This is a genomic window from Streptomyces sp. B8-7 (genome assembly GCF_058833805.1).
The window spans coordinates 361,212-384,499 of sequence record NZ_JBYRRL010000004.1; the positions used below are offsets into that span (position 1 = coordinate 361,212).

Consider the following 23,288-nt stretch of genomic DNA (forward strand, 5'->3'; position numbering starts at 1 on the left):
CAGACGCTCCCCGCCCTCGGCGCGGTTGCGGAGGGCGGAAGAAAATCTTCGAACGCCCCCGCGCGGGGATCAAGTGGTCCGGACCATTGCCCCGGTCACATGCGACACACAGATCCTACGAACCGGACGGCGGGGAGCCACGGGTTTTCCGGACACAGGGGCCCGCCGGGCGCATGTCCTGCGGCGGCGCTACGCCGGGAACTCGGCCGCGATCAGCTCGGCGATCTGCGTGGTGTTCAGGGCGGCGCCCTTGCGGAGGTTGTCCCCGCACACGAACAGTTCCAGCGCGGTGGGGTCGTCCAGGGCGCGCCGCACCCGCCCGACCCAGGTCGGGTCGGTGCCGACCACGTCGGCGGGGGTCGGGAACTCCCCGGCGCCCGGGTCGTCGAACAGCACCACGCCGGGTGCGGTGGCGAGGATCTCCTGCGCCGCGGGGACGGTGACCTCACGCTGGAAGCGGGCGTGGACGGTCGCCGAGTGGGTGGTGACCACGGGAACCCGTACGCAGGTCACCGCGACGGGCAGGCCGGGCAGACCGAGGATCTTGCGGGACTCGTCCCGCACCTTCATCTCCTCGGAGGACCAGCCGTCCTCGCGCGGCGTTCCGGCCCAGGGCACCACGTTCAGCGCGACCGGCTCCGGGAACGGCCCGGTGTCGTCACCGACGGCCCGCCGGACGTCTCCGGGGCTGGTGCCGAGCTCCGTACCGGCGACGAGGGACAGCTGCCGGCGCAGGGTCTCCACCCCGGCGCGGCCCGCCCCGCTGACCGCCTGGTACGAGGAGACGACCAGCTCACGCAGCCCGAACTCGGCGTGCAGCGCACCCAGGGCGACGATCATCGACAGGGTGGTGCAGTTGGGGTTGGCGACGATGCCGCGCGGCCGCATCCGCACGGCGTGCGGGTTGACCTCGGGCACCACGAGCGGCACGTCCGGGTCCATCCGGAAGGCGGCGGAGTTGTCCACGACGACGGCGCCGCGCGCGACGGCGAGCGGCGCCCACTGCGCCGCCACCTCGTCGGGCACGTCGAACATCGCCACGTCGACCCCGTCGAAGGCCTCCTCCGACAGGGCGACCACCTCGGTCTCCTCCCCGCGCACGGTCAGCTTGCGGCCGGCCGAGCGCGGGGAGGCGACGAGTCGGATCTCGCCCCAGACGTCCGCGTGGTGGGACAGGATCTGGAGCATGACCGTGCCGACGGCTCCGGTCGCTCCCACGACCGCGAGCGTCGGTCGTCCGGTCATCGTCCGGTGCCTCCATAGACCACGGCCTCGTCGCTGTCGGAGTCCAGGCCGAAGGCGGTGTGCACGGCGCGCACGGCCTCGTTGACGTCGTCGGCGCGCGTGACGACCGAGATGCGGATCTCGGAGGTCGAGATCAGCTCGATGTTCACGCCGGCGTCGGACAGCGCGGTGAAGAAGTCGGCGGTGACACCGGGGTTGGTCTTCATGCCCGCGCCGACGAGGGAGATCTTGCCGATCTGGTCGTCGTAGCGCAGCGACTCGAAGCCGATGCCCGCCCGGGACTTCTCCAGGGCGTCGATGGCCTTGCGGCCCTCGGTCTTCGGCAGCGTGAAGGAGATGTCCGTGAGGCCGGTGGAGGCCGCGGACACGTTCTGCACGATCATGTCGATGTTGATCTCGGCGTCGGAGATCGTGCGGAAGATCGCGGCCGCCTCGCCCGGCTTGTCGGGAACGCCGACGACCGTGACCTTGGCCTCGGAGGTGTCGTGTGCGACACCGGAGATGATGGCCTGCTCCACCTTCTTGACCCCTTGCTGAATCGGCTCGCTGCTGACCCACGTGCCCTGCAGCCCGCTGAAGCTGGACCGCACGTGGATCGGGATGTTGTACCGCCGGGCGTACTCCACACAGCGGTGGAGCAGCACCTTGGACCCGGACGCGGCCAGTTCGAGCATGTCCTCGAACGAGATCCAGTCGATCTTCCGGGCCTTCTTCACCACCCGCGGGTCGGCGGTGAACACGCCGTCGACGTCGGTGTAGATCTCGCAGACCTCGGCGTCGAGGGCGGCGGCCAGCGCCACCGCGGTGGTGTCACTGCCGCCCCGGCCCAGGGTGGTGATGTCCTTGGTGTCCTGGCTGACGCCCTGGAAACCGGCGACGATGGCGATGTTGCCCTCGTTCAGCGAGTCCCGGATGCGGCCCGGAGTGACATCGATGATCCGGGCTTTGTTGTGGACCGAGTCGGTGATGACACCCGCCTGGCTGCCGGTGAAGCTCTGGGCGCTGTGGCCCAGGTTCTTGATCGCCATGGCCAGCAGGGCCATGGAGATCCGCTCCCCCGCGGTCAGCAGCATGTCGAGTTCGCGCCCGGCAGGGATCGGGGATACCCGCTCGGCGAGATCGATCAGCTCGTCCGTCGTGTCGCCCATCGCGGAAACCACGGCCACCACCTGGTGCCCGTTCTTCTTCGCTTCCACGATCCGCTTGGCGACGCGCTTGATGCCCTCGGCATCGGCTACGGAGGAGCCTCCGTACTTCTGCACGACAAGGCCCACGTGCGCTCCTCGCTCAGTCCGTCTCTTTTCCCGCATATACGCCGGTGTACTGCGGGTCGGCTCAGTCTATCGAGCGCCCGAAATTCACCTTCGCGGTATCGCATGGTGAGACCGGCGCCCGTCCGAGCAGGCTCATGCCCACCCCACGACGCTCCACTCGGAAAAGTGCCCCGCATCACACCTCCGGCAGCGGAACGGACCGGTCGGGGCGGTCCGGGCATTCGGGCCGGCTCGGGCCGGCTCGGGACGGATCGGCCTGGGCCGGATGGGCCGGGACGTACGGCCGCCACGGGCGCGGGCGGACTCCGCCGGGGGGGAGACGCGGCCAAGCCGCCGGCGTTCCGGGGGAGGGCCGGCCGGAAGGGTCCCGACGACCGGTCGCCCTACGGCGCGGGGCGGATGCCCAGCGGGCCCGCGATCTCCTGGGTCATCACCCGGCCCGCCTCGAACTCCAGGGTCTCGTCGCCGAGGGTCTGGTCGGTGTCGAGGCCGTCGAGTTCCGCCAGGGGCTGGTCGAGGCGCACGTGGGCCAGGACCGAGTGGAGTGCGCGCAGGGTGGCCGAGGCCGTGGCGCCCCAGTTGGAGAAGTACGAGAACTGCCACCACCACAGGGCCTCGGTGGTGCGGCCCGCGCGGTAGTGGGCCATGCCGTGCCGCAGATCGGTGATGACGTCGGCGAGGTCGTCGGAGATGCGGGCCGCGACCGGTGACTTGCGGGGCTCGTAGGGGTCGAAGACCTCGGAGTAGACGTCGACGGGGTCGAGCAGCCGGGCGAGGTTCTCGCGCAGCTCGTCGACGTCCGGCTCGGGGCCCAGGTCGGGCTCGTAGCGCTCGTCGGGAACGATGTCCTCGTGGGCGCCGAGACGGCCGCCGGCCAGCAGCAGCTGGGAGACCTCCAGCAGCAGGAACGGCACCGTCGAGCCCGGCTCGTCGCCCCGGGCCACCTCGGTGACGGCCACCAGGAAGCTCTCCACCTGGTCCGCGATCTGGACCGCGAAGTCGTCCGGGTTCTGGCCGGTCGCGTGCAGCGTGGCGTCAGACATCTAGCAGTCGTCTCCCCTCGAAGGCGCGGCCGAGGGTGACCTCGTCCGCGTATTCCAGGTCGCCACCCACCGGGAGGCCGCTGGCCAGGCGGGTGACCTTGAGGCCCATGGGCTTGATCATGCGGGCGAGATACGTGGCCGTGGCCTCGCCTTCCAGATTCGGGTCCGTGGCCAGGATCAGCTCCGTGACCGTCCCGTCGGCCAACCGCGCGAGAAGTTCTCGTATACGCAGGTCGTCCGGGCCCACACCCTCGATCGGACTGATCGCGCCGCCGAGCACGTGGTACCGGCCGCGGAACTCACGCGTGCGCTCGATCGCCACGACGTCCTTCGGCTCCTCGACCACGCAGATCACCGAGGGGTCGCGGCGCGTGTCGCGGCAGATGGTGCACAGCTCCTCCTGTGCGACGTTCCCGCAGGTCGCACAGAAACGGACCCTGGCCTTGACCTCCGTCAGGGCGTGGGCCAGACGCCGCACGTCGGCCGGCTCGGCCTGAAGCACATGGAAGGCGATCCGCTGCGCGCTCTTGGGGCCGACGCCGGGCAGCCGCCCCAGCTCGTCGATCAGGTCCTGGACCACGCCTTCGTACAACGGACTGCCGTCCTTCCTGGTGTGCCTTCACTACGTACGGTAGATGCCGCCCGCCCGTCTTAGAAAGGCAGGCCGGGGATACCACCGCCGAGGCCCTGGGCCAGGGGGCCGAGCTTCTGCTGCTGGAGGGCCTGCGCGTTCTCGTTGGCCGCCTGGACGGCCGCGACGACCAGGTCGGCGAGGGTCTCGGTGTCCTCCGGGTCCACCGCCTTCGGGTCGATGGCGAGCGCACGCAGCTCACCGGAGCCGGTGACCGTGGCCTTCACCAGGCCACCGCCCGCCTGCCCCTCCACCTCGGTCCGCGCCAGTTCCTCCTGGGCCTGCGCCAGGTCCTGCTGCATCTTCTGGGCCTGCTGGAGCAACTGCTGCATGTTGGGCTGGCCGCCACCGGGGATCACGATCTGTTCTCCTCTGTCGCCGGGTTCTTCCCGTTCGGCACGAGCCTACGTGCTCGGCGGGCCCGTCGCCCCGCCACTCTTTCGAGTGAGTCGGCTGTCGGTCCTATACCTGATCAAGGCCTGCTTCCGGACGAAAAAGAAGCGAAACCCTCCCTTTCGCCACCCATTGGGAGGTAGGAAGGATCCGGCGCATCAGCATCAGGTGTCACGTGAGCGCCGTCGTTCGCGTCACGCGCCGTGATCAGTAGGGAGTGCCGGGTGGGTCAGCCGGAGATGCAGCCCGAGAAGCCGCCGCAGGACGGACGCGGTGACGGTGCCGCGGCACTGCGGCCGGGCGATCTGGCCGGGCGCGCGTTTCCGCACGGCGACTGGGCCGAACCCGCGGAGCGGCTCGACGAGCTCTACCGGTGGGTGGAGCAGGGCGCCCTGCAGACCGCCGCGTGGTACCTCGCCGACCGCGTGTGGAAGCGGCGCTGGGCCCGCGCCCTGCGCACCGGCGCGGCCGTCGCCACGGTCACCGGCGCCACTCTCCCCTTCCTCGACCTGACCGGACTGGCCGAGGGCGTCGCCCTCTGGGGCTACCTGGCCCTGCTGGCCGCCGTGGCCTGCGTCGGCGTCGACCGCTGCTTCGGGGTGACCTCCGGATGGATGCGGGACGTCGCCACCGCCCAGGCCGTACAGCGCCGCCTTCAGGTGCTCCAGTTCGACTGGGCCTCGGAGAGCGTCCGCGAGGTCCTCGGCCCCACCGAGGGAACGGCCGGGGAGGCCGCCGAACGCTGCCTGGCCGTGCTGCGCCGCTTCTCCGACGACGTCACGGACCTCGTCCACGCCGAGACCGCCGACTGGATGATCGAGTTCCGCACCGGCTCCACCCCCCTCACCATCCAGTCCGCCGCCCCCACCGTCGCCCGCCCCCAGGACACCCCCACCCTGACCGGCCGCTTCCCCCTCCCCCCCAACGGCACCACCCGCCCCAACATGCCCAGACAACGCCCCCCGGAACCGAGATAGCCCCCGCCGCCACGAGGTTCCGGCACCCGCTCGGGGGTGTCACGGTCTCCGGCCACTCCGGCACCCGTTGCCACGGCCGGTGCGGCGTCGTCGTCCCGCCGAAGCGTCATCCCCGGCGGTAGGTCAGCTCCTCCCCGGTGGCGGTGTTGACGCGCCGGAGGGTGCCGTCGGCCTGGAGGGCGACCTCGGTGGCGCCGCCGGGCGTGCAGGCGGAGGCGGGCTCGCCGGCGGCGACGGTGGACGGGCCGATGGCGAGCGGTCCTCCGTCGGAGGGCGCATCGCTGAGCGCCGCCTCGAAGACGCAGTGGTAGGAGCCTGCTGGGGTGGGCCCGTCGGCGGCGAGGGACAGCACGGTGTCACCGACGCGGCCCTGCCGGATGGTGAGGACGCGGGTGTTGCGGCCGCTGCCGGTGTCGATGGCGGCGGTCCAGGTGCCGACGTAGTCCGACGGGACCGCGCCGTCCGCGGGGGCGGAGGAGGCCGGACCCGTGCCGGAGTTCCCGGGGGTGGACTGCCGGGCGGCGGGGCCGGGGCCGGCGGGCGTGCTCGCGGAGGCGGTCGCACGGCCGTGGACGTCGTCGGCGGCGTGGCCGCTCATCAGGGCGTACACCGACCCGCCTGCGGCGAGCGCGACGACGGCGGCGATCACGACGAGGGCGGCGGTGGCCCGCCCGTTGCGGCGCGGAGGCTCGGGCGGCGGCGCGTACAGGGTCTCCCCGGGACCGCCGTACCCGGCACCCCCGGCACCCCGGGCACTTCCGGCATCCCCGGCGCCGCCGGCGGAGTCACCTCCGCCGTGCCCGTGCCCGTACTCCTCCCCGCCGTGGGCACCACCCCGGCCGAAGTCCCCGCCACGGCCGTCCGTGGCGTGGTCCGCGGGCCCGTAGCCGTGCCCGCTGTGCCCCTGCGGCGGACACCCGTACGCGGCGGGCGGTTCGTAGGCGGGATGCGGCGCAAGGGGGCCGCGGCGGTCGGCCGGCTGATGACCGGACGGAGGCGGACCGAAGGCGACGGCGCCGGATCCGTCGGCGACCTGGGCATGCTCGGCGGACGGGTCGGGCCGGACGGCACCGGAAGGCTCCCCGCCCCCTGGACCCGCCCCTCCGCCCCCGGAGTGGCCGGAGGGCTCCGGATCCTCCGCGTCGAGCAGCCGCACGGCGTGCCGCCCGAGCTGGGCGACGAGGGCGCCCGGCAGCCAGGGGTCGCGGGACCTGCCGTCGGACACGGTCTCCTCGGCGCCGGTGCGCCGGAGGAGCTGGTCGAGGGCGGGCCGGGCGGCGGGGTCCTTGCGGAGGCAGTCACGGACGAGGTCGGCGATGCCCTCGGGGACGCCGGAGAGGTCGGGGTCACCCTGCGCGATGCGGTACATCAGCGCGGGCATCCCGCTGTCGGGGCCGCCGAACGGCAGGGAGCCGGTGGCGGCGAAGGCGAGGACGGACCCGAGGCAGAAGACGTCGCTGGCGGGGGTGACGCGGTCGCCGCGCACCTGCTCGGGGGTCATGAACCCGGGCGAGCCGACGAACACGCCGGTCCGGGTGAGACCGCCGTCGGTGACCGTCTCCAGGGCGCGGGCGATGCCGAAGTCGATGACGCGGGGCCCGTCGATGGTGACGAGGACGTTGGACGGTTTGAGGTCGCGGTGGACGATCCCCGCCGCGTGGATGTCCTGCAGCGCGTGGGCGAGCCCGGCCGCGAGGACGCGCACGGTCCGCTCGGGCAGCGCGCCGTGGTCCCGGGCGACGACCCGGTCCAGGCTGGGCCCGGCGACGTAGCCGGTGGCCACCCAGGGAACCTCGGCCTCGGTGTCGGCGTCCAGCACGGGGGCGGTCCAGTGCCCGCCGACCCGCTGCGCGGCCCGTACCTCCTGCCGGAACCGCTCGCGGAACTCCTCCCGCGCGGCCAGCTCACGCCGGACGAGCTTCACGGCGGTGGTGCGGCCGCGGTCGGACCGGGCGAGGTACACCTGCCCCATACCGCCCGCGCCGAGGCGCGCCAGCAGCCGGTACGCCCCGATCCTTCGCGGGTCCCCCGCACCGAGCTTCTCCACCGCAGGCCCTCCCCCGGCCGAGCCAGTGCAACATCCCCACAGTGTTACAGACCGTCTGCGGGGTCCATGAGGGCGCTTGTACGTCCCCTCACGTGCAGGCCGCGCCCCCGCTCACCCATGTCGTCCCGTCCGTGAGGCGGCCGCGGGACGGGCGGCCCCGCACCGGAGACGCAGACTCCGGTTCGGGGCCTTGATCGACCGACCCCGCACGCGACAGCGGCCCCCGGCATCGGCTGCCGGGGGCCGCTGTGCACTCCGGCGCCGCGCACGGACGGGCGCCGGACAGACCGGCCGCGCCTACGCCCGGGACGCTCGGCGCGACCGAGGCCCACGGGGCCGGGCGGGGCATCGCGGCCCGCACTCGTACACGTCGGCGTCGAGGACGTGCGCACCCGCCCGGCCCCGGGCGCGGCCGGCGGGACGGCCGCCCCGCATGAGGGAGGCACCGCACCGGCAGCACGCCCACCCGGAGTACTGGGCCGGGCTCAGGCCGGCCGCGGACGGCGGTCTCGGCGCCCGGGTCACGGCCGGTCGGCGAGCGGGACGAGGTCGTACACCTCGCGGCAGGTGCGGCAGGCGAACAGGTTCCCACCGGGGCCTGAGCCCTGCTCGATCCAGGTGATCAGGCGGACGCCCCGGGCGTAGTCGTGGTGCCAGGCGCACCAGCCGTACGCCGAGGGGATGCCGGTGGCGTGTTCGCTCTGCGCACTCTCGGGCATGTCGACTCCAGCAAGTCGGCCGTGCCCCGGGGCCGTTCACACGGCCGCGGGGCTTTGTCACTGACCACAGTCGCCTGGTTGCTGTACGTAGCGCGACGACGGTTGCGGCGTCACAGCGGCGACCCTCGGGGCGACATTCCGGTGTCATTCCGCAGACGGAGCGTCTACGGTTGATCACATGACGACACCGAACAGCACCCTGAGGGCAGTCCGCATGGGGCTGCTCCTGTCTCAGGACGAGTTCGCCCGCGCGCTCCGTGACGCAGGCGACCGGGCGGGCTCGCCCAACGACGCCTCCAAGCGGCTGGTGCAGCGCTGGGAGAGCGGCGAGACCGGCGCCCCCCGCCCCCTGTACGCCCGCGCACTGGAGTCCGTGACGGGCCTGCCCATCGAGTCTCTCGGCTTCCCCTCGCCCGTCCTGGCCCGCGTCTCCGACGACGGGCACGGCGGCCACGACCTCCAGGACTCCCCCGTCGGCGTGCCCGTAGCCGGGCCGGTGCCGGCCGGGCAGACCGGCCCCCGCGGCAACCACTCCGGCGTGTGGCTGTCGACGTACGAGTACGTGTCCAGCGGCCGCGGCGGCGAGGTGTTCACGGGCAAGCACTACGTGGTGCTCCTCCAGCACGGCAACCGGATCACGGGCCGCAGCCTGCCCGCAGGCTCCCTCAACCCGGACAGCCCCCTGACCCTGGATCTGCAACTGGACGGGGCGACCGTGACGGGCACGTGGACTGAGCAGACGGCCGCCGAGGGCTACTACCGGGGCGCCCGCTACTTCGGGGCCCTGCAGATGCTGGTGGAGCCGACAGGGCGGCGCATGGCAGGGAAGTGGGTGGGGTTCGGGAAGGAGTTCGACGTGAACACGGGCCCATGGGAGCTGCGGCTCATGGACGCGTCGACAGCGAAGGCGACTCTCGACGCCTACAACAGGCCGCCCGAGTAGCGAGCGGGCCGGGGGTGTGTTCCCGGGCCCGCCTCAGATGTGGTTCGGGTTCAGCGGCCGCACGTCCCCAGCATCCCCTGGTAGTGAGCCCACGGCGGGTCGGGTCGACCACCCACGGGGATCGACCACCCCCGACGGGTCGACCACCCACGACGGGTCGACCACCCACGACGGGTCGCCCACGGCGGGTCGACCACCCACGACGGGTCGGCCGCCCACGACGGGTCGGCCGCCCACGACGGGTCGGCCGCCCACGACGGGTCGCCCACGGCGGGTCGACCACCCACGACGGGTCGGCCGCCCACGACGGGTCGCCCACGGCGGGTCGACCACCCACGGCGGGTCGCCCACGGCGGGTCGGCCGCCCACGGCGGGAAGGGGACGCGCCGGGGGGTGCCCGCCCGCAGCGTCCGGCACCCACACCCCCCACCACCCCACCCAGCCCACCGCCGGACCGAGGACGGACACCCCCCGGCACGGCCCCGACCCACCCACCGACAACCGGCGCAACCCCAGCCACCCCACCACCACAACAGGCCGCCGCAGGCACACACCACCCACCCACCAGCACCCACCGACACAACCGACCCCACCCACCGGCACCGGCACCGACACCGACACCGGCACCGGCACCGGCACCGGCACCACCCACCGACACCCCAGGCACCCCCAGGCACCCCTGGCACCCCCAGGCACCCCGGGCGCCCGCAGGCACCCCGGGCGCCCGCAGGCACCCGCAGGCACACCACCCAGGCCCAGCCCGACTCGGCCCGACCGCCGGAGGCACCCGCAGCCACGCACCCGGCCCGGCCCGGCCGCCGGAGGCCCCGCCCCCGCCCTCCTCGACAACGTGTCGCGGAATGCCCCGGACCGCAGACAGGACGCCGATGTCGCGTCCGCATCCCGGACATTTACGCTCGCCCGCATGACCCCTCAGCCCAGCCCCGAAGCCGGCGCCGCAGTGAAGGCCGCGGACCGCGCGCACGTCTTCCACTCCTGGTCCGCCCAGGACCTCATCGACCCGCTCGCCGTCGCCGGCGCCGAGGGGTCGTACTTCTGGGACTACGACGGCAGGCGGTACCTCGACTTCACCAGCGGGCTCGTCTACACCAACATCGGCTACCAGCACCCGAAGGTGGTCGCCGCGATCCAGGAGCAGGCGGCGAGCATGACCACCTTCGCGCCGGCCTTCGCGGTCGAGGCCCGTTCGGAGGCGGCCCGGCTGATCGCCGAGCGGACCCCGGGCGACCTGGACAAGATCTTCTTCACCAACGGCGGCGCGGACGCCGTGGAGCACGCGGTGCGGATGGCCCGGCTGCACACGGGCCGCCCGAAGGTGCTCTCGGCGTACCGGTCGTACCACGGCGGCACCCAGCAGGCCGTGAACATCACCGGCGACCCCCGCCGCTGGCCGAACGACAGCGGCGCGTCCGGCGTGGTGCGCTTCTGGGCGCCGTTCCTCTACCGCTCCCGGTTCTACGCGGAGACCGAGGAGCAGGAGTGCGAGCGGGCGCTGGAGCACCTGGAGACGACGATCGCCTTCGAGGGCCCGGCGACGATCGCCGCGCTCGTCCTGGAGACGGTGCCGGGCACGGCGGGCATCATGGTGCCGCCGCCGGGCTACCTGGCCGGGGTGCGGCAGCTCTGCGACAAGTACGGCATCGTCTTCGTGCTGGACGAGGTGATGGCCGGGTTCGGCCGGACCGGGGAGTGGTTCGCGGCCGACCACCACGACGTCGTACCGGACCTGATGACGTTCGCCAAGGGCGTGAACTCCGGCTATGTCCCGCTGGGCGGCGTGGCCATCTCCGGGAAGATCGCGGACACCTTCGGCAAGCGCCCCTACCCGGGCGGCCTGACCTACTCGGGGCACCCGCTGGCCTGCGCGGCGGCGGTGGCCACCCTGCGGGTGATGGCCGAGGAGAAGATCGTGGAGCAGGCCGCGCACCTGGGCAGGACGGTGCTGGAGCCGGCCCTGCGGGAGCTGGCGGAGCGGCACAGGAGTGTCGGCGAGGTCCGCGGCACGGGCATGTTCTGGGCGGTGGAGCTGGTGCGGAACCGGGAGACCCGGGAGCCGCTGGTGCCGTACAACGCGGCCGGGGAGGCGAACGCGCCGATGGCCGCGTTCGCGGCCGCGATGAAGGCGGGCGGGGTGTGGCCCTTCGTCCACATGAACCGCACGCACGTGGTGCCCCCCTGCAACGTCTCCGAGGCCGAGCTGAAGGAGGGCCTGGCCGTGCTGGACACGGCGCTGAGCGTCGCGGACGAGCACACCCGGCCCTGACCCCGGCTCGGCGCTCCCCGGCTCCTCCCCCGGCCCGAGGCCCGGCGTCGACCCGGCCCGAGGCCCGGCGTCGACCCGGTCCACGGCCCGGCGTCAGGCTCGGTCCACGGTCCGGCGTCGGCTCGGTCCACGGTCCCGCACCGGCCCCGCCCGGCCCCCTCCCGCGCGAACCGCGCCCGGACAGGGGCCGGGCCCGGCCCGAACGCGTAAGGTGGCGTGCTCACAGGCGTACGCGGGCGTCCGCGCAGGCGGGACGGACGCGTGCGCGGTACGGACGCACCCCGGCACGCCGCCCCACCCGGCGGCGGTGCGGTACGGACGTACCCGAACGCCACCGGCACGCGATGAGGGAGACAGGCCGACCATGCCCGGCAGCAGTGGCAACGGGGCCGTGACACGCAGCACCCTGCGGCAGCAGATCGCGGACGCACTGCGGGACGAGGTGCTGGCGGGCCGGCTGCGTCCGGGGCAGGCCTTCACGGTGAAGGAGATCGCCGACCAGTACGGCGTCTCCGCGACGCCGGTGCGCGAGGCGCTGGTGGACCTGTCCGCGCAGGGGCTGCTGGAGGCGGACCAGCACCGGGGCTTCCGGGTGCGCGAGTACACGTTCGCCGACTTCCGCGGGCTGGTGGAGGCCCGCAGCCTGGTCACGGACGGCATGTTCCACACGCTCGGCAGGGAGCACGGCGGCTTCCGCGGCCCGGCGGACCCGTCGGATCCGCGGACGGCGGCGGCCCTGGCCGGGGTACGGCGGCGCGGCGAGGAGGCCCGGCGGGCCGCGACCGCGGGCGACCTGAACGTGCTGATCGGCTACGACCTGCGGTACTGGCGCGAGTTGAGCGCCCTGTACGGCAACGACTACCTCGCGGACTTCCTGCACCGGCTGCGCGTGCAGGCCTGGGTGTGCGCGGTGCAGCGGCTGCGGCTGCTGCCCGACCTGCGCGGACGCCTGTGGGCGGGGTACACCGAGCTGGTCGACGCGCTCACCCGGCGCGACATCGAGCGGGCCCGCGCACTCGTGGCCGCCTACAACGCGCACGCCCTCGCGCTGATCGAGGGCGCTGCGGGGGACTGAGCCCGCGCAGGCGGGGCACCATCCGTGCACCGCACCGACTACGCTTCCCTGACGCCCTGCTACATCGCGTACGCCGTTCTCAGCGAGGAGCCTTCTTTGGCCTGTGACCTGTGGCTGGTCCCTCTCGTCGACGTGTTGTGCCACACGCCGGACAACCCGTTCGCCGAGGAACTCGCGCAATACGACCGGGTGCTGACCGCGGCCGGGCATCCACCGGTGCCGGTGTACCAGTACATGCCGGGACTGTCGGGCGACGTGGCTCCGGTGGCCGGCTTCGACTACGACGCGCTGCACTTCCTGCGGCGGGTGTACCTGCTCCAGATGTGCGGGCTGCCGGTGACGCCGGTGGACGAACTCGGCGGGGACTACGAGCAGTTGCTGGAGATGTTCGAGGCGACGGCACAGCAGTCGCACCTGGTGTGGCACTACGACCACGCGGGAGCGTACATCCCGGTCGACTTCCCGCATCCGCTCTCCGACGAGGACATGCTGGCCGGGGGCGGCCCGCTCGGCTCCTCGCAGGCGCTGCTGCGCGAACTGGAGCTGGTCGCACCGGCGATCGGCATAGACCCGGCGAACCCGCCGGCCGCGCCGCAGCCGCCGCACGCGCCCACGGGTCTGGAGGAACCGGCCGTGCCCGCGCCGTTCGACCCGAGCCCGTTCGCCCGCGAGCGGCACGTCTGGCTGGGGCTGTACGCGGCGGCCACCAGGAGCCTCGCCCAGGGCTCGATGATCGTCTTCAGCTGAGCGGGGCCCCGTCGGCCGGGCGGGACCCGCCGCTCAGCTGGGCCAGGCCCTTCTGCAGGTCTTCGGCGTTCATCACGGGGGTGAAGTCCACCTCGGCGTCCAGTTCCATGAAGAGCGGCTCCGCCAGCTTCGGCATGTCGGAGCTGTCCTCCAGGTCGAGGACGATGTACCAGGTCCGCTTCCCGTCACGCACGCCGAAGTAGGCCGCCTCCGGCCGGACCTTCTCCAGGTGGGCCTTGAGCAGGTCCGGCATCCTCCCGTCGCGGATGAACTCGTTGGACTTCTCGGTGTCCATCGCGGCTGTGAGCAGCACACGCATGGCAGCCACCTCTTCCGGTAGGCGCCCCCCTCACGTTCCACCCTACGCTTGCCCCGGGGCCCGGGACCGGGCCCCGGGACCGGGCGGCCGAGGCCCCGGAAGGCCGGGGTACCGGCCGCCGGGCACCCCGGAAAGCCTGGCCAAGCCTGGCCCCGGGGCGGCCGGAACGCACGGCGGGCGCCCCCACCGCTCAGGGGCGCCCGGACGTGCCGCCGTGCGGGCCGCGACACGGCCTGCACGGCCTATACGGCCTATACGGCCTATACGGCCTACAGGAACGAGTTGATCTCGATCGTCTCGTCGCGGCCCGGACCCACGCCGATCGCGGAGATCGGAGCGCCGGACATCTCCTCCAGCGCCTTGACGTAGTTCTGGGCGTTCTTCGGAAGGTCGGAGAACGACTTGGCCTGGGTGATGTCCTCGGACCAGCCCGGCAGGTTCTCGTAGACGGGCTTCGCGTGGTGGAAGTCGCTCTGCGAGTAGGGCAGTTCCTCGACACGCCGGCCGTCGATCTCGTAGGCCACGCAGACCGGGATCTGCTCCCAGCCGGTGAGGACGTCGAGCTTGGTGAGGAAGAAGTCGGTGAGGCCGTTGACGCGGGTGGCGTAGCGGGCGATCACCGCGTCGAACCAGCCGCAGCGGCGGTCGCGGCCGGTGGTGACACCGCGCTCGCCGCCGATGCGGCGCAGCGCCTCGCCGTCCTCGTCGAACAGCTCGGTCGGGAACGGACCGGCGCCGACCCGGGTGGTGTACGCCTTCAGGATGCCGATGACCCGGCTGATCTTCGTCGGACCGACGCCGGCACCGGTGCAGGCGCCGCCGGCGGTCGGGTTGCTGGAGGTGACGAAGGGGTACGTGCCGTGGTCGATGTCGAGGAGCGTGCCCTGGCCGCCCTCGAACAGGACGACCTTGTCGTCCTCCAGGGCCTGGTTGAGGACCAGGACCGTGTCGGCGACGTACGGCCTGATCCGCTCGGCGTAGCCCAGCAGTTCCTCGACCACCTGGTCGGCGGCGATGGCGCGGCGGTTGTAGAGCTTGGTGAGGACCTGGTTCTTGACGTCGAGCGCCGCCTCCACCTTCTGGTGGAGGATCGACTCGTCGTAGAGGTCCTGGACCCGGATGCCGACGCGGTTGATCTTGTCGGCGTAGGTCGGGCCGATCCCGCGCCCGGTGGTGCCGATCTTGCGCTTGCCGAGGAAGCGTTCCGTCACCTTGTCGACAGTCACGTGGTACGGCGTGATGATGTGCGCGTTGCCGCTGATGAGGAGCTTGGAGGTGTCGACACCGCGGTCGTTCAGCCCGCTCAGCTCGGAGAGCAGGACCGAGGGGTCGACGACGACGCCGTTGCCGATCACCGGGGTGCACCCCGGTGAGAGGATTCCGGAGGGGAGAAGGTGGAGGGCGTACTTCTGGTCACCCACGACGACCGTGTGGCCGGCATTGTTGCCGCCCTGGTAACGGACCACGTAGTCGACGGAGCCACCGAGCAGGTCGGTGGCCTTCCCTTTACCCTCGTCACCCCACTGAGCACCGAGCAGCACAAGTGCGGGCACGCGCGTACACCCCTTCCGGGCGGGGCATGTCCAAGGTCGGGGGCGTACGCCGCACGTGTGCGGCGGTGTACACCGGCGACCCTCGTCGGCCGCAACCCGTCGGACCGGATGCCCCGGAATAGACGAAGCCCCTGGCGCAATAGCGCAAGGGGCTCTTGCACAAAGATGCTACCCGAGGAAGCGAGGCATGGCCGAGGTGGCGACTTTCGCGACATCCGATCAGCTGCTCGTGGTGATCGATCCGGCCGCTCGGAGGACGGACGGAGAGTCCGTACGGATCGCGAAGGACGTGCTCAGCGCGGGTGCCGCGACCAAGGTGTGTCTCCCCGACGGTCCGGACGAGTTCGCCCGCGCGCTGGCGCGCCGCGGTGCGCGCCGGCCGGTGGTGGTGGGCGACGACCGCGCCCTGGTGCACGCGGTGTCCCTGCTGCACCGGCAGCGGGCGCTGGCCGAGTGCGTGCTGTCGGTGGTCCCGGTGGGGGCGGCGCTGTCGCTGGCGGGTTCGCTCGGAGTGCCCACGGGCGCGGTGGCCGCGGCGCGGGCCGTGCTGGACGGGGTGGAGCGGCGGCTGGACCTGCTGGTCGACGAGAGCGACGGGGTGGTGCTGGGCGGGCTGCGGATCCCGCCGTCCGGGGCGCCGGCGGCACCGGCCGAGGCCGCCGCGCCGCCGGGCGTGCCCTGGCTGCGGCAGGCCCGGTCGCTGGTGCGGGCGCTGGGGTCCGCGCGGCCGGCCCGGGAGCCGGTGTCCGGCCCCGAGGCGTCCGGCGGGGCCGCCGGGCCGGCCAGGCTGCGGGTCGAGGTCGACGGGGTGACGCTGGTGGATCTGGACCAGCCGGTGCGCGAGGTGTCCGTGACGCCGGGACCGGCGGGGACCGCGGCCGTGGAGGTGCGGCCGGTCGCGGTGGGCGCCGAGGCGGTCCCGCTGCGGGCCTCGGGACGGCAGGTGACCGTGTCGGGGGCGGACTTCCGCTACCGGTCGGACGCGGCGGTGTCCGGGCCGGTCCGGCGCCGGACGTGGACCGTGCGGGAGGGCGCCCTCGGCCTGACCCTGCCGGGTCACGCGGCCCGCCACGATCCGGCGCACCTCTGACCGCAGGTCCCTGCCGGACGCCTTGCCGGGCCGCCCGGCAGGGCCCGGACGACGTCGCCTCAAGCCGCCCGAGGCCCCGGACCGACCGGTAGGCGCCTACGCCCCGAAGGTCCGCTCGCGGTGGGCGCGCCAGCGCCGCATCATCCCGGCCAGCTCTCCGTCGACGAACTCGAAGAAGGCGAGCGTCTCGGCGAGCCGCCGTCCGGCGGGCGTGTCCGCGCCGAGGCTGGTCACCCCTTCCCGGAGGGCCTCCTCCCACCGCTTGAGGACGGCCTCGCGGTTGGTGAGCGCCTCGTACCACTGGTCGGCGTGCACCCGGTACCGCTCCCGGCGCGACCCGGGCTCCCGCTCACGGGACACCATGTGCACCTGGGCGAGGTAGCGCACGGCTCCGGAGACGGCGGCGGGACTGATCCGCAGCCGCTCTCCCAGCTCGGCGGAGGTCAGCACACCGTCGTCGGAGGCGAGCAGCGCCCCGAAGACCCGGGACGGCATCCGGGGCATGCCCGCCTCGACCAGCTGCGCCGCGAAGGACTCCACGAACCTCGACACGGCCTCGGCGTCCCGCCGCGCCTCCGCTGACTCCGTCATGGATTCACCCTACCCGTGTTTCACACACTTCCTTATCTTCACAAACTTCTGAAGAAAGCGTACGTTCGGCGCCATGACGAAGGCAATCACCGTCTCCGGACTGCACAAGTCCTTCGGCCGCACGCACGCCCTGGACGGCCTCGATCTGGAGGTGGAGGCCGGAGAGGTGCACGGCTTCCTCGGCCCGAACGGCTCCGGGAAGTCCACGACGATCCGCGTCCTGCTGGGGCTGCTGCGCGCCGACGCGGGCACGGCCCGGGTGCTGGACCGGGACCCCTGGGCGGACGCCGTGGAGCTGCACCGGCGGCTGGCCTACGTTCCCGGCGACGTCACCCTGTGGCGCAACCTCTCCGGCGGCGAGGTCATCGACCTCTACGGCCGGCTGCGCGGCGGACTCGACCGGGCCCGCCGGGACGACCTGGTCGAGCGTTTCGAGCTGGACCCGACGAAGAAGGGCCGCACCTACTCCAAGGGCAACCGGCAGAAGGTCGCCCTGGTCGCCGCGCTCGCCTCGGCCGCGGACCTGCTGGTCCTGGACGAGCCGACCGCGGGCCTGGACCCGCTGATGGAGGCGGTGTTCCAGCGCTGCGTGGCCGAGGAGCGCGCCCGTGGCCGCACCATCCTGCTCTCCTCGCACATCCTCAGCGAGGTGGAGGACCTGTGCGACCGGGTCAGCATCATCCGCCGGGGCCGCACCGTGGAGACCGGCTCCCTCGCCGACCTGCGCCATCTGACCCGCACCAGCGTCGCGGCCGAACTCGCCGCCGAGCCGAACGGCCTGTCCGGACTGCCCGGCGTGCACGACCTCGACGTCCAGGGCCGTCGCGTCCGCCTCCAGGTCGACACGGACAAGCTGGACGCCGTCCTGCGCTCGCTCAGCGCCTCGGGCGTCCGCTCCCTGACGGCGACGCCCCCGACGCTGGAGGAGCTGTTCCTGCGCCACTACCGGAACGACACGGCCGACGGGGCCGACCGTGCCGACGGGGCCGACCGTGCCGACGGGGCCGACGGGGACAGCCGGGACGACCGGGACGTCCGGGATAGTCAGAATGATCGGGACAGCCGGGACAGCCGGGACGACCGGGATACCGGGGACGGCGGGGACCACACGCCCACCGCACGCGAAACAGCCACCCCCGGCACGGCCACCCCCGGCACGGCCACCACCGGCACGGCCACCACCGGCACAGCCACCACCGGCGACACCGCCGCCACCGGCGACACGGCCACCGGCGACACGGACGGGGTGGCCCGATGACCGCCGGGGCCCTCGCCGCGGACCGGGGCGGCCCCCGCCGGGCCGGTTCCGGTTCCCGTCCGCTGGCCGGGACGGGCACCCTGCTGCGCTTCGCCCTGCGCCGCGACCGGCTGATGATCCCGCTCTGGACCGGCGTGACCGCGCTGATGGTGCTGACCATGCCGAACACGCTGAGAAGCCTGTACGGCACCCCGGCCGAGCGCGCCGACCTCGCCGCCCAGCTGGCGGCGAACCCCTCCCTCCGGGCGATGACCGGCCCCGTGTTCGCCGACTCCTACGGCGGGCTCACGGTCTGGCGGGTCGGCGTGTACGCCGGTGCCCTGACAGCCGTGATGAGCCTGCTGATCGTCGTACGGCACACCCGGGACGAGGAGGAGAGCGGCCGCCAGGAGCTGATCTCCTCCGCCGTGGTCGGCCGCCGCGCCCCGCTGACGGCGGCCCTGCTGACGGCGGCCGCCGCCGATCTGGCCCTGGGCCTGCTGATCGCCGTCGGCCTGTCGCCGCAGGGCACCACCGGGGCGCTGGCCTTCGGGCTCGCGGTCGCCGGCGTGGGCCTGCTCTTCGCGACGGCGGCGGCGATCGCCGCACAGCTCACCGAGAGCGCCCGGCTGGCGCGGGGGCTGACGTCGGCGGTGCTGGGCGCGGCGTTCGTGCTGCGCGCGGCGGGCGACGCCGCGACGGACGGCGGGTCCTCGCCGCTGACCTGGCTGTCCCCGCTGGGCTGGCTGGAGAACGTGCGCCCGTACGCGGGTGAGCGCTGGTGGGTTCTGCTGCTGCTCGCGGCGGCCGTCCTGGTCCAGGGCGCCCTCGCCTTCGTCCTGGCCGGCCGCCGGGACGTGGGCATGAGCTTCGTCCCGACCCGGCCCGGCCCCGCCCGGGGACGTCTGTCCGGCCCGGGCGCACTCGCCTGGCGCCTCCAGCGGGGCGGGGTGCTGGGCTGGAGCGCGGGGTTCCTCGTCGCCGGGACCGTCTACGGCGCCCTGACCGAGGGCGCGACCGACCTGGTCGGCGACAACGAGCAGGCCCGCGAGATCTTCCGGCGGATGGGCGGCCAGGCGGTCCTGACGGACGCGTTCCTGGCGGCGATGGCCACCTTCTTCGGGCTGGTCGCCACGCTGTTCGTGGTGGGATCCGTGCTGCGTCTGCACGGCGAGGAGACCTCGGGCCGCGCCGAACCGCTGCTCGCGGCGCCGCTGAGCCGCGTCCGGTGGGCGGCCGGCCACCTGCTGATCGCGTTCGCGGGCAGCGCCCTGATCCTGCTGCTGGCGGGCCTGGGCCTGGCCGCCGGCTACGGCCACGAGGCGGGTCCGGTGCTCGGCGCCTGCCTGGTGCAGGTCCCGGCGGTGTGGGCCGTGGGCGGCGCCGCGGTCCTCCTCCACGGGGCCCTGCCGCGGGCCGCCGCGGCGGCCTGGGCGGTGGCGGGCGCGGTCCTGCTGCTGGGCTGGCTGGGCCCGGCCCTCGACCTCCCGCAGGCCGTCCTGGACCTCTCCCCCTTCAGCCACCTGCCCAAGCTGCCGGGCGGCACGATGCGGTGGGCGCCGCCGGCGGTCCTGACGCTGCTCGCCGCGGCGCTCACGGCAGCGGGTCTGGCCGCGCTGCGCCGCCGGGACATGCGGGCCTGACCCCGCGGCGCCCGCCCCGGCCGGCCGTCCCCCGGCCCGCCGGGGCCTCCGCGGCCGGTCACCCCACCTCGACGCGCAGCCCGTCCAGTCCGCGGATCACGAAGTTCGGCTTGCGGTGCGGCTCGGCGGCCAGTCTCAGGGCCGGGGCGCGCTCCAGCAGGGCCGTCATGGAGGCGGCGAGTTCGAGACGGGCGAGCGGGGCGCCGATGCAGTAGTGGATGCCGGCGCTGAACGAGATGTGCGGGTTCTCGGCGCGGGCCAGGTCGAGGCGCCCGGGGGCGGAGAAGACCGCGGGGTCGTGGTTGGCGGACCCGAAGAGCAGGGCGAGTTCCGCGCCTCGGGGGATCACGGTCCCGCCGATCTCGATGTCGTCGAGCACCCAGCGTTCGAAGAGCTGGAGCGGGGTGTCGTAGCGCATCAGCTCCTCGATCGCGCCGGGCACCAGGGAGTGGTCGGCGCGCAGCGCGCTCAGCTGGCCGGGGTTGCGGAAGAGGGCGTACCAGCCGTTCACGGTGGCGTTCACGGTCGCCTCGTGGCCGGCGTTCAGCAGCAGCACACAGGTCGAGATCATCTCCTGCTCGGTGAGCCGGTCCCCCTCGTCGTGGGCGGCGATCAGCCCGGAGACCAGGTCGTCGCCGGGTTCCCTGCGGCGCTCCGCGATCAGCTCCCGCAGGTATCCGGAGAACTCGACGGAGGCCCGTACGGCGCGCTCCGCCGCGTCCTTCGACGGGTTCAGCTCGTACATCCCGCAGATGTCCGCCGACCAGGGCCGCAGCGGCGCCCGGTCCGCCTCCGGCACACCCAGCATCTGAGCGATCACCGCGACCGGCAGCGGTTCGGCGACGTCGGCGAGGAGGTCGCCGCCGCCGGCCGCGACGAGCCGGTCCACCAGCTCGCCCGCCAGCCGTTCCACGTACGGCTTCAGCCGCTCCACCGTCCGGGGCGTGAACGCCTTCGACACCAGCCGCCGGATGCGGGTGTGGTCCGGGGGTTCCAGGTCGAGCATCCCGTGGTCGTTGAGCGTGTGGAACGGCTCGTGCTCGGGCGGCGGCGCGCTCCGCCCGAAGTCCTCGTGGCTGAACCGGTGCTGGTAGGTCCGCCCCAGCCGCCGGTCCCGCAGCAGCGCCGACACGTCGGCGTGGTGCGGCACCAGCCACTGCCGCGTGGGCTCGAAGTACAGGACGCGCCCCGCGCCCCGCAGCTCGGCGTAGGCGGGGTACGGGTCCGCGAGGAACGCCGGGTCCCAGGGGTCGAACGCGAGTTCAGTACGGGCTGACATGCCGGGACGGTAACCCGCCCCCACGCCCCCTGACCAGGGCGGCGCACCTCGCACTCGCCCGGGCGCTCAGCGCGGGACGACCAGGCGGGCCTCGTAGGCGAAGACGGCGGCCTGGGTGCGGTCCCGCAGGCCCAGTTTCACCAGGATGCGGCTCACATGCGTCTTGATCGTGGACTCGGCGACGACGAGCCGCCCGGCCATCTCCGCGTTGGACAGCCCCTGGGCTATCAGCACCAGCACCTCGGTCTCGCGCTCGGTCAGGTCGCCGTAGGCGTCCCCCGGTCCCCGCACCGGGTGCCGCGGAGGCGGCGACAGCTTCGCGAACTCGGTGATCAGCCGCTTCGTCACCGACGGCGCCAGCAGCGCCTCTCCCGCCGCCACCACCCGCACCCCGTCGGCCAACCGGCGGGCGGAGGCGTCCTTGAGGAGGAAGCCCGACGCGCCCGCGCGCAGCGCCTGGTACACGTACTCGTCCAGGTCGAAGGTGGTCAGCACCAGTACCCGCACGCCGTCGCCGGCCGCCACGATCTCGCGGGTGGCCTCGATGCCGTTCAGCTCGGGCATGCGGATGTCCATCAGGACGACGTCGGGGGCGAGTTCGCGGGCCAGGGCCACCGCCTCGCGGCCGTTGACGGCCTCACCGACGACCTCGATCCCGGGCATCGCGTTGAGCAGGACGGAGAAGCCCTCCCGCACCATCACCTGGTCGTCGGCGATCAGCACCCGGACGGTCATGCCCCGGCCCCGTCCACGCCCGCCGCGGCGAACGGCAGGAACACCGTCACCTCGTAACCGCCCCGGCCGGTGGGGCCCGCGGTCATCTCGCCGCCCAGCATCGACACCCGCTCCCGCATTCCGGTGATGCCGTGTCCGGCCCCCGGGGAGGGCTCGACCGGGTTCGGCGTGGGCGGCGGGTCGTTGACCACGCGCAGGCCCAGACCGCCGATCACGTAGCCGACCTCCACCCGGGCGGCCGCCCCCGGCGCATGCCGCAGCACGTTGCTCAGCGCCTCCTGCACGATCCGGTACGCCGACAGCTCCACCCCCTGGGGCAGCGGGCGAACCGCCCCGGTGACCGCCTTGTCCGCCGCGAGGCCCGCGTCGCGGACGTTGGCGAGCAACGCGTCCAGGTCGGCGAGGGTGGGCTGCGGGGCGTCGGGCGCCCGGCAGGCGTCCTCGGCGCGCACCACGCCGAGGACACGGCGCAGTTCGGCGAGGGCCGCGACGGCGTTCTCCCGGATGGTGGCGAAGGCGCGCTCCAGCTCGGGCGGCGGGTCCTGCACCCGGTAGGGGGCGGCCTCGGCCTGGATCGCGACGACCGACATGTGGTGGGCCACCACGTCGTGCAGCTCGCGCGCGATGGTGGTGCGCTCCTCCAGCTGCGTGCGCCGCGACCGCTCCCGCTCGGTCACCGACTGCTGCGCCGTCACCTCGTGGGCGGCCGCGCGGCGCACCTGCCGCAGGGTCACCACCAGCAGCGAGAGCGCGGACAGGAACAGCATGGGCGTGGTGTTCGAGCCGTAGTAGACGTTCCGGCCGAGATCGGCGACCGCCGCGTACGCCGCGGTCAGCAGCCACATCCAGGCGGCGGTGCGCGGCCGGGTGCGCAGCGCGACCACGGTCAGCACGAACAGGTGCGCCGCGAAGCCGCCCGGCTGCCAGGGCCACTCCTGCCAGGCCGACCCGCCGAGCACCGCGAGCGCGGGCGTCGACGCGAGCGACACCCAGAACGCGGCGACCGGCCGCACCAGCGTCAGCAGCACCGCCGCCGGCGGGACCACCAGGGTCACGGCCGTGAGCGGCGCCCCCACGTCCCGGCCCGTGGTGATCCCGCAGAACAGCGCGATCCAGGCGAGCGCCGCCACCACCGCGTGCGGTGTCCACACCGCGTACCGACGCGCCCCCGGCGGCAGCCGGCCGACCCACCCGCCGTCCGCCGGCAGGGCGGGCAGCGGACGGTAGGCGAGGACGTCGCGCAGCAGGTCCTGTCGCATCCCGCGCAGCGCCACCAGCACCGCCCGGAGTTCGGGGCTGCGCGGCGTGAAGGGCTTGTACGGGTTCTCCGGCGCGGTCGGCCGCGGGCCGCCACCGCCCGTGTACGTCGTCTGGGTCACGTACGAAACCGTAGGCCCGGCCGGGGCCGCCGTCGTCAGCAGGGAGAGGGGTCCCGCACGGTCCGTCTCAGGTACTACGCGGAC

The 23,288-nt window shown here is 73.7% G+C and carries 20 protein-coding genes and 1 pseudogene; 8 read left to right on the top strand and 13 right to left on the bottom strand.

Annotated elements, in window-relative coordinates; translation table 11 throughout:
- Positions 1-189: 189 nt before the first annotated feature.
- The 5 genes from AC5K6T_RS21495 to AC5K6T_RS21515 all read right to left on the bottom strand — a co-directional run bounded on the left by AC5K6T_RS21495 (position 190) and on the right by AC5K6T_RS21515 (position 4,552).
- Positions 190-1,245 carry an aspartate-semialdehyde dehydrogenase gene (locus tag AC5K6T_RS21495; RefSeq protein ID WP_493211356.1) on the bottom strand — a complete coding sequence of 352 codons (1,056 nt, stop codon included), beginning with the start codon at positions 1,243-1,245 and terminating at the stop codon, positions 190-192.
- Positions 1,242-2,519 carry an aspartate kinase gene (locus AC5K6T_RS21500; protein WP_493211358.1) on the bottom strand — a complete coding sequence of 426 codons (1,278 nt, stop codon included), beginning with the start codon at positions 2,517-2,519 and terminating at the stop codon, positions 1,242-1,244. Before AC5K6T_RS21500 ends, AC5K6T_RS21495 begins: the two co-directional genes overlap by 4 nt.
- A gap of 383 nt (positions 2,520-2,902) precedes the next feature.
- Complete coding sequence (locus AC5K6T_RS21505; RefSeq protein ID WP_493211360.1) at positions 2,903-3,562, bottom strand: DUF5063 domain-containing protein; 660 nt, start codon at positions 3,560-3,562, stop codon at positions 2,903-2,905.
- Positions 3,555-4,154: a recombination mediator RecR gene (gene recR, locus AC5K6T_RS21510; protein ID WP_493211362.1), complete on the bottom strand. Its 600-nt coding sequence runs from the start codon at positions 4,152-4,154 to the stop codon at positions 3,555-3,557. Before recR ends, AC5K6T_RS21505 begins: the two co-directional genes overlap by 8 nt.
- Before the next feature lie 59 nt (positions 4,155-4,213).
- Positions 4,214-4,552, bottom strand: a complete 339-nt coding sequence (locus AC5K6T_RS21515) for a YbaB/EbfC family nucleoid-associated protein (RefSeq protein ID WP_493211364.1) — start codon at positions 4,550-4,552, stop codon at positions 4,214-4,216.
- 258 nt (positions 4,553-4,810) lie between these two features.
- Between AC5K6T_RS21515 and AC5K6T_RS21520 the strand changes: the two genes are divergently transcribed.
- Positions 4,811-5,563 (top strand): SLATT domain-containing protein, encoded by a 753-nt coding sequence (locus tag AC5K6T_RS21520; protein ID WP_493211365.1) that lies wholly within the window; start codon positions 4,811-4,813, stop codon positions 5,561-5,563.
- Between the two features lie 106 nt (positions 5,564-5,669).
- Here AC5K6T_RS21520 and AC5K6T_RS21525 read toward each other — a convergent pair whose 3' ends face one another.
- Both AC5K6T_RS21525 and AC5K6T_RS21530 read right to left on the bottom strand, forming a co-directional pair.
- Positions 5,670-7,610: a serine/threonine-protein kinase gene (locus AC5K6T_RS21525; RefSeq protein WP_493211367.1), complete on the bottom strand. Its 1,941-nt coding sequence runs from the start codon at positions 7,608-7,610 to the stop codon at positions 5,670-5,672.
- A gap of 521 nt (positions 7,611-8,131) precedes the next feature.
- Complete coding sequence (locus AC5K6T_RS21530; protein WP_493211368.1) at positions 8,132-8,329, bottom strand: hypothetical protein; 198 nt, start codon at positions 8,327-8,329, stop codon at positions 8,132-8,134.
- A gap of 178 nt (positions 8,330-8,507) precedes the next feature.
- Here AC5K6T_RS21530 and AC5K6T_RS21535 point away from each other — a divergent pair, with 178 nt between their 5' ends.
- The 4 genes from AC5K6T_RS21535 (at position 8,508) to AC5K6T_RS21550 (ending at position 13,378) form a co-directional block, all read left to right on the top strand.
- Positions 8,508-9,272 (top strand): helix-turn-helix domain-containing protein, encoded by a 765-nt coding sequence (locus AC5K6T_RS21535; protein WP_493211370.1) that lies wholly within the window; start codon positions 8,508-8,510, stop codon positions 9,270-9,272.
- Between the two features lie 925 nt (positions 9,273-10,197).
- Positions 10,198-11,556 (top strand): aspartate aminotransferase family protein, encoded by a 1,359-nt coding sequence (locus tag AC5K6T_RS21540; RefSeq protein ID WP_493211371.1) that lies wholly within the window; start codon positions 10,198-10,200, stop codon positions 11,554-11,556.
- A 364-nt stretch (positions 11,557-11,920) separates the two neighbouring features.
- Positions 11,921-12,631: a GntR family transcriptional regulator gene (locus AC5K6T_RS21545; protein ID WP_493211373.1), complete on the top strand. Its 711-nt coding sequence runs from the start codon at positions 11,921-11,923 to the stop codon at positions 12,629-12,631.
- Positions 12,632-12,727: 96 nt separating this feature from the next.
- Positions 12,728-13,378, top strand: coding sequence for a putative DNA-mimic protein (locus AC5K6T_RS21550; protein ID WP_493211375.1), 651 nt, complete (start codon positions 12,728-12,730; stop codon positions 13,376-13,378).
- On the opposite strand, the gene AC5K6T_RS21555 is transcribed toward AC5K6T_RS21550, so the two are convergent.
- A complete protein-coding gene (locus AC5K6T_RS21555) occupies positions 13,371-13,697 on the bottom strand; it encodes a hypothetical protein (protein WP_493211377.1) in 327 nt (108 codons plus the stop codon). The two genes, AC5K6T_RS21550 and AC5K6T_RS21555, sit on opposite strands and share 8 nt — an antisense overlap.
- Before the next feature lie 269 nt (positions 13,698-13,966).
- Entirely contained in the window at positions 13,967-15,250 is a 1,284-nt protein-coding gene (locus AC5K6T_RS21560) for an adenylosuccinate synthase (RefSeq protein ID WP_493211378.1), read from the bottom strand.
- A gap of 187 nt (positions 15,251-15,437) precedes the next feature.
- On the opposite strand from AC5K6T_RS21560, the gene AC5K6T_RS21565 reads away from it, so the two are divergent.
- Positions 15,438-16,340, top strand: a complete 903-nt coding sequence (locus AC5K6T_RS21565) for a diacylglycerol kinase family protein (protein WP_493211379.1) — start codon at positions 15,438-15,440, stop codon at positions 16,338-16,340.
- Positions 16,341-16,436: 96 nt separating this feature from the next.
- Here AC5K6T_RS21565 and AC5K6T_RS21570 read toward each other — a convergent pair whose 3' ends face one another.
- Positions 16,437-16,931, bottom strand: a complete 495-nt coding sequence (locus AC5K6T_RS21570; protein ID WP_493211380.1) for a GbsR/MarR family transcriptional regulator — start codon at positions 16,929-16,931, stop codon at positions 16,437-16,439.
- 73 nt (positions 16,932-17,004) lie between these two features.
- Between AC5K6T_RS21570 and AC5K6T_RS21575 the strand changes: the two are divergent.
- Positions 17,005-17,907: pseudogene (locus AC5K6T_RS21575) on the top strand (ABC transporter ATP-binding protein); the annotation flags it as partial.
- A 278-nt stretch (positions 17,908-18,185) separates the two neighbouring features.
- Positions 18,186-19,811: an ABC transporter permease gene (locus AC5K6T_RS21580; RefSeq protein WP_493211382.1), complete on the top strand. Its 1,626-nt coding sequence runs from the start codon at positions 18,186-18,188 to the stop codon at positions 19,809-19,811.
- Positions 19,812-19,869: 58 nt separating this feature from the next.
- Here AC5K6T_RS21580 and AC5K6T_RS21585 read toward each other — a convergent pair whose 3' ends face one another.
- The 3 genes from AC5K6T_RS21585 to AC5K6T_RS21595 form a co-directional block, all read right to left on the bottom strand.
- Complete coding sequence (locus AC5K6T_RS21585) at positions 19,870-21,090, bottom strand: cytochrome P450 (RefSeq protein WP_493211383.1); 1,221 nt, start codon at positions 21,088-21,090, stop codon at positions 19,870-19,872.
- 66 nt (positions 21,091-21,156) lie between these two features.
- Positions 21,157-21,825, bottom strand: coding sequence for a response regulator (locus AC5K6T_RS21590; RefSeq protein WP_493211384.1), 669 nt, complete (start codon positions 21,823-21,825; stop codon positions 21,157-21,159).
- A complete protein-coding gene (locus AC5K6T_RS21595; RefSeq protein ID WP_493211385.1) occupies positions 21,822-23,204 on the bottom strand; it encodes a sensor histidine kinase in 1,383 nt (460 codons plus the stop codon). Before AC5K6T_RS21595 ends, AC5K6T_RS21590 begins: the two co-directional genes overlap by 4 nt.
- Positions 23,205-23,288: the final 84 nt, after the last annotated feature.

Excerpts from the sequence above, each read along its gene's own strand:
- AC5K6T_RS21495 (WP_493211356.1), bottom strand. The coding sequence starts at position 1,245 with ATGACCGGACGACCGACGCTCGCGGTCGTGGGAGCGACCGGAGCCGTC.
- AC5K6T_RS21505 (WP_493211360.1), bottom strand. The coding sequence starts at position 3,562 with ATGTCTGACGCCACGCTGCACGCGACCGGCCAGAACCCGGACGACTTC.
- AC5K6T_RS21530 (WP_493211368.1), bottom strand. The coding sequence starts at position 8,329 with ATGCCCGAGAGTGCGCAGAGCGAACACGCCACCGGCATCCCCTCGGCG.
- AC5K6T_RS21535 (WP_493211370.1), top strand. The coding sequence starts at position 8,508 with ATGACGACACCGAACAGCACCCTGAGGGCAGTCCGCATGGGGCTGCTC.
- AC5K6T_RS21540 (WP_493211371.1), top strand. The coding sequence starts at position 10,198 with ATGACCCCTCAGCCCAGCCCCGAAGCCGGCGCCGCAGTGAAGGCCGCG.
- AC5K6T_RS21545 (WP_493211373.1), top strand. The coding sequence starts at position 11,921 with ATGCCCGGCAGCAGTGGCAACGGGGCCGTGACACGCAGCACCCTGCGG.
- AC5K6T_RS21555 (WP_493211377.1), bottom strand. The coding sequence starts at position 13,697 with ATGCGTGTGCTGCTCACAGCCGCGATGGACACCGAGAAGTCCAACGAG.
- AC5K6T_RS21565 (WP_493211379.1), top strand. The coding sequence starts at position 15,438 with ATGGCCGAGGTGGCGACTTTCGCGACATCCGATCAGCTGCTCGTGGTG.
- AC5K6T_RS21570 (WP_493211380.1), bottom strand. The coding sequence starts at position 16,931 with ATGACGGAGTCAGCGGAGGCGCGGCGGGACGCCGAGGCCGTGTCGAGG.
- AC5K6T_RS21580 (WP_493211382.1), top strand. The coding sequence starts at position 18,186 with ATGACCGCCGGGGCCCTCGCCGCGGACCGGGGCGGCCCCCGCCGGGCC.
- AC5K6T_RS21585 (WP_493211383.1), bottom strand. The coding sequence starts at position 21,090 with ATGTCAGCCCGTACTGAACTCGCGTTCGACCCCTGGGACCCGGCGTTC.
- AC5K6T_RS21590 (WP_493211384.1), bottom strand. The coding sequence starts at position 21,825 with ATGACCGTCCGGGTGCTGATCGCCGACGACCAGGTGATGGTGCGGGAG.